The organism is Bradyrhizobium sp. USDA 241 (assembly GCF_049739505.1).
Taxonomy (GTDB): Bacteria; Pseudomonadota; Alphaproteobacteria; order Rhizobiales; family Xanthobacteraceae; genus Bradyrhizobium; species Bradyrhizobium liaoningense.
Genome location: NZ_JBMGPZ010000005.1, coordinates 468,851 through 481,113, shown reverse-complemented (window position 1 = coordinate 481,113; position 12,263 = coordinate 468,851). Strand labels below are relative to the sequence as shown.

The following is a 12,263-nucleotide window of genomic DNA, read 5'->3' as shown; positions in this document are numbered from 1 at the left end:
AGACTCAATTGAGCCAATATGCGACGAGAGCGGCGAGATGAACAGCGGCCAAAAAATTACGGGCGAGCTTGTCATATCGCGTGGCGATGCGCCGGAAGTCCTTGAGCCTGCAAAAGCAGCGTTCGATGACATTTCGTCCTTTGTAGGCGCGTTTGTTGAAGCGATGGATGACGACACGGTTAGATTTATTGGGGATTACGGGCTTGGCGCCACGACGAATGATTTCGCCGCGAAGCTTGTCGCCATCATACCCTTTGTCGGCGAGGAGCACGCTCATGGGTGGCGCGAGCGCCAGGACATCGGGAGCCGCAGCGATATCGGCATCCTGGCCTGGAGTCAGATGCAGGACGACCGGCCGGCAGAGCGGATCGCTCAGCGCATGGATTTTTGTCGTGCGGCCTCCGCGCGAGCGGCCGATTGCTTGATTGTGCTCCCCCCTTTTCCGCCGGAGGCACACCGGTGAGCTTTAATCGAGGTCGAGTCGAGCGACAGTACGACGCCGTCTTCGCCAGGCTTGGCCAGCGCTTCGAAGATTGCGCACCATCGTCCTCGCTTGGCCCAGCGATTGAAGCGATTGTAGATCGTCGTGTAAGGGCCGTATTCACGTGGACAATCACGCCATCGTGCACCCGATTGCAGCATGTGAATGATGCCGCTGACGATGCGTCGGTCGTCGTCCCGATCCGGCCCCGTCAGTCCCCTCGGCAGATGCGGTTCGATACGCGCCCATTGCCTGTCGTTCAGCCAAAACAAACCAGCGCGCATTCTCTCGCCCCCGAATCAACACGTAGGCAAGAGAATCACGTGGCGCTATTTAGGTACAGACCCTAAGGGATGAGATATGCAGCCGCAGCGTCGCTGCACTCCCTCCCCCGCTTGCGGGGGAGGGTTGGGGAGAGGGTGCATCCGCGACGGGACAGTCCCCAAGAGGAGAGAGCCCCCACCCGCGCCTTCGGCGCGACCTCTCCCGCAAGCGGGAGAGGTTGCAGCGGGTGCCTGGCCAGAGCGATGCCAGAAAGCGAGGGCGGTATCATTTCCGTTTCACGCATTGAGCAAGACCGCACCGATCGCGGCGGCCACCGCCTGCTGCGCCGGCTCGATCACGGGCACGCCGATCGCTTCCGCAATCGCCGCACGGTGCGAGGCCATGCCGGCGCAGCCCATCACCACCACATCGGCGCGGCATTGCGTGACCAGGGCGCGGCCGGCCTCGATCAGGCGACCACGGATATCCGCACCCGCCGTCTCCGCCGCGCTCGCGCCGACCGACCAGCTCCCGGCATAGCGGCCGTCAACGCCCATGAGCCGCACCATGCGTTGCTGGCGGCGGATGCTCGACGGCGACAGCGCGATGACGCCAAAACGTTCGCCCAGCATCAACGCGCGAAAGATGCCGCATTCGGCGATACCCAGCACCGGGCGCCCGCCGGCCGCCTCGCGCACCGCATGCAGGCCGGGATCGCTGAAGCAGGCGAGCACGAAGGCATTGGCATCGTCGCGCGTGACGCGGTTCACCAGCGGCGTGACGACGCTGTCGGCATCGCGCTGCGAGCTGATGCCCGGCGGCCCCTCGGCAAGGCCGACAACCTCGATCTCAGGTCCGCCGGCTATACGCAGCGGCGCGACCGCGTCGTCGATCGCCGCCGTCACCGATGCGGAGGAGTTCGGATTGATGACGAGAATGCGGGTCAACGGTTGCCGGCCTCATGGCGCAGGAAGTTTTCCGCGATCTTCTCGCCGGTCGTGATCCAGACGTCCGGGCACGACTTTGCGTAGGTCAGGAACTCGCGCAGCAGCCGCAGCCGCATCGGACGGCCGCTGCATTGCGGATGCAGCACCGTCGTCACCATCGCGCCCCAGTCGCGGACTTCGTCGAGTTCGTCCTTCCATATCGAGAGCACATGCTCTTTCGGGAAGATCGAACGCGGGCTGAAACGCGCGGACAGGCCGTGCATCCAATCGTCATAGCTCGCCGTCACCGGCAGCTCGATCGTGCCGGGCTTGCCGTCGGCGAGACGATGGCGATAGGGCCTGACGTCGTCGCGGAACGAGGACGTGTAGACGATGCCGTGGCGCACCAATGCGACGCGCAGCTCCTCGGTGAACTCGCCGTAGGGCGCGCGATAGCCGGTCGGCCTGACGCCGAGCCGGCGCTTCAGCACCTCGAAGCCGCGCTCCAGCTCCTCCTCGATCCAGGGATCGCCGGGGTCCGGCAGAAGATGATGATAACCGTGATGGCCGATCTCGTGACCGGCCTTCAAAATCGATTCGGCCATCGCCGGATGCGCGTCGACCGACCAGCCCGTGACGAAGAACGTCGCCTTGAGATCGAGCTGGTCGACCAGCTCCAGCAGTTTCGGCGTGCCGACGCGCGCCTCAAAGCCGCCATAGCTCATGGTGATGAGCCGCTGCGCATGCATCGCGTCCTTGCTGGTCCAGGCGCTCTCCGCGTCCACGTCGAACGACAGGAACATCGCGGATGTGTACGGCTCGGGCCAGGGATATTCCGGCGCGGAATCCGCAGTGTTGGCCGGAACGAGCGGGATGCTCTGGAGTGCCTTACTGTCCAGCATTGATGGTCGCCTTTTCGAGTGCGTTGTCAGTCAGTTTCCATTTGGCGAGCAGCGTCTTGTAGGTGCCGTCAGCGATCAGCGCGTCGACCGCTTCGAGCATGGCCTGCTGCAATGCCTTCTCCTTTGCCGGCAGGGCAATGCCGGTGAATTGCTGCGCGATGGGCTCGCCCACCGTCGCGTAGGTGCCGGGCTCGAGGTCCATGATGTAGGGCAGCGTCTCGTTGCCCTGGGCGGCGGCATCGATGCGGCCCTGCCTGAGCTGGGTGCGCGCATCGGCCGAGCCGTCCGTGCCGACGAACTGGATCGGATTGCCGCCGCAATTCTTCTCGCTCCAGGCCGCGATCTGCGCCGGGAACATGGTGCGGCGGCTGGCGCCGACCTTCTTGCCGCAGAGCGCCACCGCATCCTTGAATTCGGCCTTGCGCGACGCTTGCACGAAGAACTGCGGACCGCTTCGCAAGTAATCGACGAAGGACGCGACCTCGTGCCGGCTGGCATAGTCCGTGAAGCCGGACAGGATAGCGTCCACCCGCCCGGTCGAGATCGACGGCATGAACTCGGCAAAGCTCGTCTCCTGCCATTCGATCTTGACGCCGAGCTTGCGGCCGATGGCTTCGCCGAGATCGATGTCGAAGCCGGACAGGGCGTTGGTGGCGGGATCGCGGAACTCCATCGGCGGATAGTTCGGAACCAGCGCGACCTTGAGGCTGCCGCGCTTGGCGATCTCCGCCGGCAATTCAGCCGCCATCGCCGACGCATGCATGGCGCCCAGGAACGCCGTCGCAACCAAAAGTCTCTTCATCACCAAGCCCCCATGTTCAGATCACAGCCGAAAGAAATGCCCTGGTGCGCTCCTCGCGCGGTGCGCCCAATACGTCGGACGCACGCCCCTGCTCGACGATCGCGCCCTGGTCCATGTAGACGACGCGGTCGGCGACCTCGCGCGCGAAGCCGAGCTCGTGCGTGACCACCATCATGGTCATGCCGCTCTTCGCCAGTTCCTTCATCACCGCGAGCACCTCGCCGACGAGTTCGGGATCGAGCGCGCTGGTCGGCTCGTCGAACAGCATCAGCATCGGCTTCATGGCGAGCGCCCGCGCGATCGCGACGCGCTGCTGCTGGCCGCCGGAGAGTTGTGCCGGATAGGAGCCCGTCTTGGCCGCAAGCCCAACGCGACGGAGCAGCTCGATCGCTTCCGCGCGCACCTCTTCGGCTTTACGCCCCTGAACCTGGATCGGGCCTTCGGTGATGTTCTCCAGCGCAGTCTTGTGCGGAAACAGATTGAAGCGCTGGAACACCATGCCGGTCTTCAGCCGCTGCCGGCCGATCTCGCGCTCGGTGAGTCGACGCAGCCGTCCGCCCTGCTCGCGCACGCCCAGCAGCTCGCCCTCGAGCCAGATGCCGCCGGCATCGATCGTGGCGAGCTGGTTGATGCAGCGCAGCAGCGTGGTCTTGCCGGAGCCGGAGGCGCCGATCAGGCACATCACCTCGCCGGGCCAGACGTCGAGCGAGACGTTCTTGAGAGCCTGGAACTCCCCGAAATTCTTGCTGACGGAGCGGATCGCGACGAGGGGTCTTGTCATCGCGCAAGCCGCAATGTGCCGCGCGCAAAGCGGCGTTCGAGCAGCATCTGGAGCGGGGTCAGGATCGAGACCACGAGCAGGTACCAGAGCCCGGCGACGATCAGGAGCTCGATGACGCGGGAATTTGCGTAGTAGATGTTCTCGGCGTTGTGCAGCAGTTCGGGATACTGGATCACGCTCGCGAGCGAGGTCGCCTTCACCATTCCGATGAACTCGTTGCCGAGCGGCGGAATCACCATGCGCATCGCCTGCGGCAGCACGATGCGGCGCAGCGCGCGCAGCCGCCCCATGCCGATCGCCTGCGCCGCCTCATATTGCCCGATGTCGACCGACAGCATGCCGGCGCGCATCACTTCGGAGGTGTAGGCGCCCTGGTTGATGCCGAGCCCAAGCAAGGCGGCGAGGAATGGCGTCATGACGTCGACGGCGCGTGCGGACCACAGGCCGGGGATGCCGATGGTCGGAAACACCAGCGCGAGATTGAACCACAGCAGCAATTGCAGGATCAGCGGGGTGCCGCGAAACAGCCAAGTGTAGCCGGCCGCCACCGTCTTCAGCACCGGATTGGGCGACAGCCGCATGATCGCGACGACGATGCCGAGCACGATGCCGAGCGCCATCGCCAGCACCGCCATCACCATGGTGTTGACGATGCCTTCGAGAATGACCTTTGCTGTCAGAAAGCGGCCGACATAGGACCATTCGATCTGGCCGGCCGCGAACGCGCGCGCAATCGCCGCCAGCACGAGGACGATCAGGGCCGCGCTCAGCCAGCGAAACCAGTGCGGCTCGCGCGCGATCTGCATTCCCGACAGGTCGGGAAATCCGTCCGCGAGTGCCGGAGCCGGCTTCATTGCGGCGCCGCGTTCAGCATGGGCTGGGCGACCGCGTTGGCACCTAAGCCCCATTTGTCGAGAATGGCCTTGTAGGTACCGTCGGCGATCATCGCCGCGAGCTTCTCCGTCACGACCTCGCGCAGGGCCGTATCGTCCTTGCGGAACATGATGCCCTGGTAGCCCTTGGCGAAGGGCTCGCCGACCACGCGGTATTTCCCGGGCTCCTGCGTCTGCGCGTAGGGCAGCGTCTCGCTGCCCTGCACGGCGGCGTCGATGCGGCCCTGCTTGAGCTGGTTGCGGACGTCGATCGAGTTCTCGCCCGGAACATATTGGATCGCCGGCTTGCCGGCCGGCTCGCAATTCTGCTTGCTCCACTTCTCGATCTCGACCGGGAAGCTGGTGCTGCGGGTGGTGCCGACCTTCTTGCCGCAGAGATCGGTCGCATCCTTGGCCCCGCTCTCCGCCATCACGAAGAACTGCGGACCGGTTGCGAGGTAGTCGACGAAATCGGCAGTCTCGCGCCGCGAGGCGCGATCGGAGATACCGGAGATGATGAAATCGGCACGCTTGGTCTGGAGCGAGGGGATCAGCTCGGCGAACGGCGTCTCGCTCCAGACGATCTTGAGCCCGCCGAGCCGCTTGGCGAGCTCTTTAGCGAGATCGATATCGAGCCCGACCAGCTCGCTGGTCGCGGGATCGCGATATTCCATCGGCGCGTAGGTGGAATTGACCGTGAGCTTCAGCGTGCCGGCCTGCTTGATCTCCGCCGGAAGCTCGGTCGCCTGCGCCGACGTCACGGCAGCCAACGCTGCGAAGGCAAGCAAATGCGAGAGGCGTGTCATGTCAGCTCCTTTGCCAACGCCGCGATCGGCCGTGTGAAATCAATCCGCGTCGAGAACGGCCGGCTCGATGACGCCGGCGCGCTCGGTGATCACCCTGTACTGCTCGGGCCGCCGGTGGGCGGCGAAATTGAACATCTTGTCCTTGCCCTGGCGGCAGAGGTCGAGGTCGATGTCGGCGACGATCACCTCGTCCGCGAGCGTCTGGGCCTGGGCCACGATGCGGCCGTTGGGATCGACGATGCAGGAGCCGCCGATCAGCCCGGAGCCGTCCTCCTCGCCCGCCTTGGCCACCGAGATCGCCCAGGTCGCGTTCATGTAGGCGTTGGCCTGCGTCACCAGCGTCGAGTGGAAGGTACGCAACGCGCCGTCTTCGGTGGCGCCACCGTTTGGATCATAGGCCGCCGAATTGTAGCCGATGCAGACGAGCTCGACGCCTTGCAGGCCGAGCACGCGCCAGGATTCCGGCCAGCGCCGATCGTTGCAGATCATCATGCCCATGATGGCGTGGGCCCAGGACGAGCCGGCGCGGAAGGCGGGAAAGCCGAGATCGCCATACTCGAAATAGCGCTTCTCGAGCTGCTGGTAGCGCGCGCCCGGACGCGGCTCGACCGACCCGGGAAGATGCACCTTGCGGTAGCGGCCGAGGATCTCACCGTCGCGATCGACCAGGATGGAGCAGTTGTAGCGCCGGCCATCCGGCGTCTTCTCGGCATAGCCGACATAGAAGCCGACGCGGAGCGCACGCGCCCGATCGAACAGCCTTGCCACCGCCGGGTTCGGCATGCTGCGCTCGAAATACTGGTCGAGAGCCTCGCCTTCGAGCAGCCAGCGCGGGAAGAAGGTGGTGAAGGCAAGCTCGGGAAACACCACGAGGCTCGCACCTCGGCCGGCCGCCTCCTCCAGCATGTCGAGCATCCGCGACAGCGTATGCTCGCGCGTATCGGCTTTTTGCGTCGGCCCCATCTGAGCGGCGGCGGCGCGAAGGACACGAACCAAGTTTGCCTCCAATCTGTGCGCGGTGCTGCCTCAATGGGCGAATGAACCCTTTGATACGACGCGCAAATCCGCTGCCATTACGGGCGAGCGGGGCTGCAAAATCAATTCGCTTTGCTATGATGTTTTGGCCCTGAGTATAATCGGCAGTGATATGAACCTGCGTCAGCTCGAGATTCTGCGTGCGGTCATCCGCCACCGCACCACGGTTGCGGCAGCGGACGAACTGGCGCTGTCGCAGCCAGCGGTGAGCAACGCGCTGAAGACGATGGAGGCGCAGGCCGGTTTCGCGCTGTTCGAGCGCGTCAACAACCGGCTGTTTCCGACCGCCGAAGCAATGGCGCTCTACAAGGAGAGCGAAGCGATCTTCGCCTTGCACGCAAAGCTCGAGAACCGCGTGCGCGATCTGCGCGAGAACCGCTCCGGGCATCTCGCCATCGTGGCGACCCCGCCACTCGCCTACAGCATCATCCCCTCCGCGCTGTCAGGCTTCCTGCGCCGTCGCCCGGAGACGCGCGTGTTCTTCGACGTGCGTCGCTACGAGGGTATCATCGAAGGCGTGCTCAGCCGCGTCGCCGAGCTCGGCTTCGCCCTCGGGCTGACGCATCATCCCGGCATCGCGCATGAGGTGGTGCATACCGGCGAGATGGTGTGCGTGGTGCCGCCGCAGCATCCGCTCGCCGACAGGCCGGTGATATCCGCTTCCGATCTTTCCGGCCTGCCCTTCATCGGGCTCGAGCGCGGCACGCGGCTTGGCGAAGCCGTGCGCGACAGCTTTGCCCGCGCCGGTGCGCCGTTCCGTCCGACTGTCGAGGTGCGCTACTGCAACACGGCCTGCGTGCTCGCGGCCGCCGGCGTCGGCGCCGCGGTGGTCGATCCGTTCTCGCCGCGGCAGAACGGCGGCAGCGGCCTCGTCGTCCGTCCGTTCACGCCGACGACGCAGGCGGTCGCCTATATGCTGTGGTCGGAAGCCGAGCCGCTGTCGCGCCTGGCAAAGGCCTTTCTCAACGAGGTCCGCAAGGAGAGCGCTCTGCTCGAGCGCACAGCGCCACACCAGCAACATGGGGCAGAAAGCAAATGAGCTTGCGATCACACGCGCAACCTTCTATCCGAGGTGCACATGGCACACATCACGATCATCGAGACCGGGCTCGTTCCTCAAGAGCATCGCGAACGCCACGGCTCGTTTCCGGACATATTCGCGCGCATGATCCGTGCCGAGGACCCCACAGCCACGGTCGACGTGGTCAGCATCCCGAATGGCGATGCGCTCCCCGACCCACGCAAGGTCGAGGCCATCCTGATCACCGGCGCGGCCGCCGGCGTCTATGACGAGCTGGACTGGATGGCGCCGCTGGAGGATTTCGTGCGCAAAGCTTACGTCAACCGGACACCGATGGTCGGCGTCTGCTTCGGCCACCAGCTGATCGCGCAGGCGCTCGGCGGCACCGTGCGCAAATCGGACAAGGGCTGGGGCATCGGCCGCCACGTCTATCACGTGCTGCCGGAGAACGGCGTGGTCGACGGCGAAACAATCGCTATTCCCTGCTCGCATCAGGACCAGGTGATCGAGGCCCCGAGCGATGCACTGACGATCCTCTCGTCCGACTTCACACCGCATGCTGGCCTGCTCTACGCCAACGGCACGACGCTGACCGTGCAGCCGCATCCGGAATTCGATGTGGCGTTCGCGGAAGTTTGCTGCGAGTTGCGCGACGGCAAGGCGCCGGAGGATGTCGTTGCCACGGCGAGGGCGTCGCTGGCGGAGCCGATGGATAATGCGAAGCTCGGCGGGGCGATCACAAGGTTCCTGGCGAGGCGCACCGTTTGATTGCAGTGCCCGCGTCGGCCGACTCTTCCCTTCTCCCCTTGCGGGAGAAGGTGGCGCGAAGCGCCGGATGAGGGGTTCTATCCACTCGCTGGACTGTTCGTGAGGATAGAGACCGCTCACCCGCCGAACTTCGCTCGGCACCCTTTCCCACAAGGGAAGAGGGTGAAGCAGCGCCACCGGCAGAATTCAGAACGGATCCGTCCCCAGCCCCGCCACGTCAGCAGGCCTTGGCCCCGGCGCCGGCCAGTGAAACCGGCGATCCTTCTCCGCGATCGCGACGTCGTTGATCGAGGCCTCGCGCCGCTTCATCAGGCCGTGCTCATCGAACTCCCACTGCTCGTTGCCGTAGGAGCGATACCACTGGCCGCCGGCATCGTGCCATTCGTACTGGAAGCGCACCGCGATCCGGTTGCCGTCGAACGCCCAGAGGTCCTTGATCAGCCGGTAGTCCAGCTCCTTCTCCCATTTGCGGGTGAGGAACGCGACGATGGCCTCGCGGCCCTGGAAGACCTCGGAACGATTGCGCCAGCGGCTGTCCTCGGTATAGGCGAGCGACACGCGGACCGGATCGCGTGAATTCCAGGCGTCCTCGGCCATGCGGGCCTTTTGCGCAGCGGTCTCGCGGGTGAAGGGTGGAAGCGGCGGGCGCGACATGATGGCCTCATCGGTTGATCGGGCCGTGAATTTATCGCCCCGATTGGCGGAGTCGATAGGCCAGCACAAATCAGGCGATCACTTATCGGGCGATCACGAAATCAGATCGGCCTTCATCAGCGTGCGTATCGACTTTGGAATCGGCTGGGCGCGACCGCCGCTGATGAAGGCAACGCGGACCTCGGCCTTCACCAGCACATCGTGGCCGCGCCGCACCTCCTGCGCCAGCATGATGGACGCACCCTTCACCGCGACCGGCCAGGTCACGACGTCGAGCACGTCGTCCATTCGCGCAGGCCTGAGAAAATCCAGATGCATCGAGCGGACGACGAAGGCAAAGCCTGCGCCCTCCGTCTCGACCTGTTCGAACAGCGCCTGCTGCTCGGCGCCCATCAGCCTCAGATGATTGGTGCGTCCGCGCTCCATGTAGCGCAGATAGTTGGCGTGATAGACGATCCCCGAGAACTCTGACTTGACGATATCGCAACAGAAGGCGAACGCATTGCTTTCATTGGGTCGCTGGAGCGTTAAAGCGTGAACGAAAGGCAGATTTATCTGTGCTCTTCCATAGCAAGCCTCAGAGCCTTTGGGATGCGCTGCGCTTTTCCGCCTGAGATAAACGCGACCCGTACACGCGCCGAGACCAAGAGATCACCCCCGCGCCTGCACTCCTGCAGCAAGGCAATTGACGCGCCTCTCACCTCTTGCGGGACCGTGACAATGTCAAGCAGGTCGTCCAAGATTGCCGGTTTTAGAAAATCGATTGTCATCGAACGGACAACGAAGGCGAAGCCCGGCGCATCGTTCCGCGTTTCCTCGAGCAGCGCTTGCTGATTGGTTCCGAGCAGGCGCAAGTAATTCGTTCTGCCACGTTCCATGAAACGCAAAAAATTCGCGTGATAAACAATCTGGCCGGAATCGGTATCCTCGAAATAGACGCGGACCTGCATGTAATGCCGTCCGTCTCGAATTTCGCCGTCAAGAGAGACTGTCACAGCGCGGTTTCCTCTTATTGCGCGTACAGGGACCCATTGTCTTGCACAGAGGCGGTTTTCTGAGCAATCGCTAAGATCTTGAGCTTGGCTCCTGCTGCCGGAAGCTGAGGCAACCGCCTGAATGCGGCAGGCTGCCATCGGCTTCGGATGAATATGTCGGAGATCTATCCTCAAAGCGTACCCGGCTTGAGGACGACGTTCATGAATGCGCCTCCGGCTCATGAACCTAGGCGAGCCCAGTCTTTCGCCGCAATCGCTGAACGAAAAATTGCCGAGGCCGGCGAGGCCGTGGATGGCGTTGCCCTTGGCGATGGCCTCGTGCTCGCTGCTGGCGAGCACGAGGGTTGCTGCCTCGCAAATAGCCTCCGCATCCGCAGCGTCGGATTCCCGCGCTGCATACGGCTTGACATATTGCGGCGGGATCATTGCCACTTCATGTCCGGGTGATTGCAGCTCCCGCGCCCAATAGTGCGATGCCCCGCAAGCCTCCAGAGCCACAAGCCCGGGCGGCAAACGCCTGAAGAACTCCAAAACCTGCCCGCGCCTCAATTTACGCCGCAAAACCGGCTGCTCTGTCCCATCAACGCCATGCAACTGAAATACACTCTTTGACGTATCCAAACCGATGCGAACAATCGTTTCCACGGGCGGCTCCTTCGTGTGAGGTCAGCGACGACCTCATCTTGTCACGCAGTGTGGCGGAAGGGAGCCGTCCACCCCAACACGAGAGCCCTGTGCGGCACTTGCCGCACGCGCCAAACGAAAAGCCAGGAAGACAAAGCTCAGGGACTGGGTGTCTGCGGGTCAAAGATTCGAACCAAACCTTAAACTCCCGCCGTTGCGAATCCCAGCCATGTGTTATCGGCCGGAACGAATGACGGACAAAACGATTCGCCGTTTAGGAGCCATTTCCAAGCTGATGACAAGTGAACGAAGGCCGGTGATACGGACACTGCGCGGATGGGCGATCCACGTACTCCAGGAAACGGGCGCCATCCGCGAGTGCGAGGAGCACGGTTGGATGCAGGACCGCGCCGATCCGCATGCACGAGAGCGCGCCTTCGATATCGCCCGTCAGGACCCGCCAGCAGACGTCTCCCCTCACGCAGCGGAGGCCGCGGTTCGCGACGTGCTTAACTCGATTGGTGACACCTGCCCAGAATGCCGTCCTGACGAGGAGGACCGGCGCTAAACATCGACGACAATCCGTCTCCGGCTCGCCAAACGCGTCCTAGGCTACCTTGTCGACGAACGCCGGATCGTGACCGAATGTCGCGATCTGACCGTTGTGCAGATCCGGGAAGTATTCCTGAGTTAGGGGCAATCGGGCGACGCGGCTGGCATCGGCATGGAAAGCCTTGCTTTGGCCCAGAGCCACAGCTCGCTGTTCGTTGGCTAGCAGATGCTGGCGAGGCCGCCGCTCGCCTTCGAAGGACACTCTGGTCGTAGTGTAGGCCACCACGGCGAAGTCTTCATCTTGGATACGACCGACCGCCAGGCAGAGCACGATGTGAGGCGAAGGTCCCGGACCCGCGATTTCCCGGAAGGGGAAATTGCAGCGGACGTAATCACCGGCCTTCATACGCTAGGGAAAGAGCATGCGCAGAGTGGAGGAGCGCATTTCGTAGTGCTCGTCACTTTCGCCTTCCTCGCGCGTCATCATGAATTGGGAGCCTGGCCCAGCTGCATCGTAGGCTAGAATGTTTCGTTCGCCGGGGTCCCGCTCCATATCGCGAAGCAGCACTTGCATGACGTAGTCTTCGATCGTGAGACCTTGTTTGGCGCGGTCGGTCGCGGCCGTGACAATGTCGCGATCAATGCTGATGGTCGCTTGTCCGCTCATGCCTGCTCCTCGCTCTGAATATAGACAACGAAGAGGTGAATAGCGAGACGAGGGAACCAAGTGGCCGAGTGGGCCGCAATCCCCGCGGGTCACTTCAAATTCCTCCGGGTGTG

16 protein-coding genes and 1 pseudogene are annotated in these 12,263 nt (G+C 63.7%); 3 read left to right on the top strand and 14 right to left on the bottom strand.

Annotation, left to right across the window (positions count from 1 at the left end):
- Positions 1 to 4: 4 nt before the first annotated feature.
- From ABIF91_RS24020 to ABIF91_RS23985, 8 genes are all read right to left on the bottom strand, one after another.
- Positions 5 to 765 (bottom strand): IS5 family transposase gene (locus ABIF91_RS24020; RefSeq protein WP_110115998.1). Its coding sequence is split into 2 segments (ribosomal slippage): positions 5 to 426 and positions 426 to 765, totalling 762 coding nucleotides; the frame shifts between segments, so codons are not numbered across the junction.
- A 276-nt stretch (positions 766 to 1,041) separates the two neighbouring features.
- Positions 1,042 to 1,692, bottom strand: coding sequence for an aspartate/glutamate racemase family protein (locus tag ABIF91_RS24015; RefSeq protein WP_028181217.1), 651 nt, complete (start codon positions 1,690 to 1,692; stop codon positions 1,042 to 1,044).
- Entirely contained in the window at positions 1,689 to 2,573 is an 885-nt protein-coding gene (locus ABIF91_RS24010) for a polysaccharide deacetylase family protein (protein ID WP_424579433.1), read from the bottom strand. Before ABIF91_RS24010 ends, ABIF91_RS24015 begins: the two co-directional genes overlap by 4 nt.
- Positions 2,560 to 3,375: an ABC transporter substrate-binding protein gene (locus tag ABIF91_RS24005; RefSeq protein ID WP_035679567.1), complete on the bottom strand. Its 816-nt coding sequence runs from the start codon at positions 3,373 to 3,375 to the stop codon at positions 2,560 to 2,562. Before ABIF91_RS24005 ends, ABIF91_RS24010 begins: the two co-directional genes overlap by 14 nt.
- Positions 3,376 to 3,391: 16 nt before the next feature.
- Positions 3,392 to 4,156 carry an amino acid ABC transporter ATP-binding protein gene (locus tag ABIF91_RS24000; protein ID WP_028181220.1) on the bottom strand — a complete coding sequence of 255 codons (765 nt, stop codon included), beginning with the start codon at positions 4,154 to 4,156 and terminating at the stop codon, positions 3,392 to 3,394.
- The gene (locus ABIF91_RS23995) at positions 4,153 to 5,010 is read right to left on the bottom strand and encodes an amino acid ABC transporter permease (protein WP_028181221.1); all 858 of its coding nucleotides are present in this window, start codon (positions 5,008 to 5,010) and stop codon (positions 4,153 to 4,155) included. Before ABIF91_RS23995 ends, ABIF91_RS24000 begins: the two co-directional genes overlap by 4 nt.
- Positions 5,007 to 5,834 carry an ABC transporter substrate-binding protein gene (locus tag ABIF91_RS23990; protein ID WP_028181222.1) on the bottom strand — a complete coding sequence of 276 codons (828 nt, stop codon included), beginning with the start codon at positions 5,832 to 5,834 and terminating at the stop codon, positions 5,007 to 5,009. The genes ABIF91_RS23995 and ABIF91_RS23990 overlap by 4 nt, the downstream gene beginning before the upstream one ends.
- A 39-nt stretch (positions 5,835 to 5,873) precedes the next feature.
- Complete coding sequence (locus ABIF91_RS23985; RefSeq protein WP_080660016.1) at positions 5,874 to 6,830, bottom strand: N-carbamoyl-D-amino-acid hydrolase; 957 nt, start codon at positions 6,828 to 6,830, stop codon at positions 5,874 to 5,876.
- A 151-nt stretch (positions 6,831 to 6,981) separates the two neighbouring features.
- Between ABIF91_RS23985 and ABIF91_RS23980 the strand changes: the two genes are divergently transcribed.
- Both ABIF91_RS23980 and ABIF91_RS23975 read left to right on the top strand, forming a co-directional pair.
- Complete coding sequence (locus ABIF91_RS23980) at positions 6,982 to 7,908, top strand: LysR family transcriptional regulator (protein WP_028181224.1); 927 nt, start codon at positions 6,982 to 6,984, stop codon at positions 7,906 to 7,908.
- 39 nt (positions 7,909 to 7,947) lie between these two features.
- Positions 7,948 to 8,658 carry a type 1 glutamine amidotransferase gene (locus ABIF91_RS23975; RefSeq protein WP_028181225.1) on the top strand — a complete coding sequence of 237 codons (711 nt, stop codon included), beginning with the start codon at positions 7,948 to 7,950 and terminating at the stop codon, positions 8,656 to 8,658.
- 186 nt (positions 8,659 to 8,844) lie between these two features.
- On the opposite strand, the gene ABIF91_RS23970 is transcribed toward ABIF91_RS23975, so the two are convergent.
- The 4 genes and pseudogenes from ABIF91_RS23970 to ABIF91_RS23955 all read right to left on the bottom strand — a co-directional run.
- Positions 8,845 to 9,312 carry a DUF1348 family protein gene (locus tag ABIF91_RS23970; RefSeq protein WP_028181226.1) on the bottom strand — a complete coding sequence of 156 codons (468 nt, stop codon included), beginning with the start codon at positions 9,310 to 9,312 and terminating at the stop codon, positions 8,845 to 8,847.
- Between the two features lie 93 nt (positions 9,313 to 9,405).
- A complete protein-coding gene (locus ABIF91_RS23965) occupies positions 9,406 to 9,792 on the bottom strand; it encodes a YbgC/FadM family acyl-CoA thioesterase (RefSeq protein ID WP_028181227.1) in 387 nt (128 codons plus the stop codon).
- Between the two features lie 71 nt (positions 9,793 to 9,863).
- Positions 9,864 to 10,307 (bottom strand): YbgC/FadM family acyl-CoA thioesterase, encoded by a 444-nt coding sequence (locus tag ABIF91_RS23960; RefSeq protein ID WP_028181228.1) that lies wholly within the window; start codon positions 10,305 to 10,307, stop codon positions 9,864 to 9,866.
- A gap of 342 nt (positions 10,308 to 10,649) precedes the next feature.
- Positions 10,650 to 10,952: pseudogene (locus ABIF91_RS23955) on the bottom strand (IS110 family transposase); the annotation flags it as partial.
- A 229-nt stretch (positions 10,953 to 11,181) separates the two neighbouring features.
- Here ABIF91_RS23955 and ABIF91_RS23950 point away from each other — a divergent pair.
- A complete protein-coding gene (locus tag ABIF91_RS23950; RefSeq protein ID WP_051393980.1) occupies positions 11,182 to 11,499 on the top strand; it encodes a hypothetical protein in 318 nt (105 codons plus the stop codon).
- 39 nt (positions 11,500 to 11,538) lie between these two features.
- Here ABIF91_RS23950 and ABIF91_RS23945 read toward each other — a convergent pair whose 3' ends face one another.
- Complete coding sequence (locus ABIF91_RS23945; protein ID WP_028181231.1) at positions 11,539 to 11,889, bottom strand: hypothetical protein; 351 nt, start codon at positions 11,887 to 11,889, stop codon at positions 11,539 to 11,541.
- 3 nt (positions 11,890 to 11,892) lie between these two features.
- The gene (locus ABIF91_RS23940; RefSeq protein WP_208084590.1) at positions 11,893 to 12,150 is read right to left on the bottom strand and encodes a hypothetical protein; all 258 of its coding nucleotides are present in this window, start codon (positions 12,148 to 12,150) and stop codon (positions 11,893 to 11,895) included.
- Between the last annotated feature and the right edge of the window lie 113 nt (positions 12,151 to 12,263).

What these genes read in the sequence shown, in the direction of transcription:
- ABIF91_RS24010 (WP_424579433.1), bottom strand. Translation starts at nt 2,573, where the DNA reads ATGCTGGACAGTAAGGCACTCCAGAGCATCCCGCTCGTTCCGGCCAAC.
- ABIF91_RS24005 (WP_035679567.1), bottom strand. Translation starts at nt 3,375, where the DNA reads ATGAAGAGACTTTTGGTTGCGACGGCGTTCCTGGGCGCCATGCATGCG.
- ABIF91_RS24000 (WP_028181220.1), bottom strand. Translation starts at nt 4,156, where the DNA reads ATGACAAGACCCCTCGTCGCGATCCGCTCCGTCAGCAAGAATTTCGGG.
- ABIF91_RS23995 (WP_028181221.1), bottom strand. Translation starts at nt 5,010, where the DNA reads ATGAAGCCGGCTCCGGCACTCGCGGACGGATTTCCCGACCTGTCGGGA.
- ABIF91_RS23990 (WP_028181222.1), bottom strand. Translation starts at nt 5,834, where the DNA reads ATGACACGCCTCTCGCATTTGCTTGCCTTCGCAGCGTTGGCTGCCGTG.
- ABIF91_RS23980 (WP_028181224.1), top strand. Translation starts at nt 6,982, where the DNA reads ATGAACCTGCGTCAGCTCGAGATTCTGCGTGCGGTCATCCGCCACCGC.
- ABIF91_RS23975 (WP_028181225.1), top strand. Translation starts at nt 7,948, where the DNA reads ATGGCACACATCACGATCATCGAGACCGGGCTCGTTCCTCAAGAGCAT.
- ABIF91_RS23970 (WP_028181226.1), bottom strand. Translation starts at nt 9,312, where the DNA reads ATGTCGCGCCCGCCGCTTCCACCCTTCACCCGCGAGACCGCTGCGCAA.
- ABIF91_RS23950 (WP_051393980.1), top strand. Translation starts at nt 11,182, where the DNA reads ATGACGGACAAAACGATTCGCCGTTTAGGAGCCATTTCCAAGCTGATG.
- ABIF91_RS23945 (WP_028181231.1), bottom strand. Translation starts at nt 11,889, where the DNA reads ATGAAGGCCGGTGATTACGTCCGCTGCAATTTCCCCTTCCGGGAAATC.
- ABIF91_RS23940 (WP_208084590.1), bottom strand. Translation starts at nt 12,150, where the DNA reads ATGAGCGGACAAGCGACCATCAGCATTGATCGCGACATTGTCACGGCC.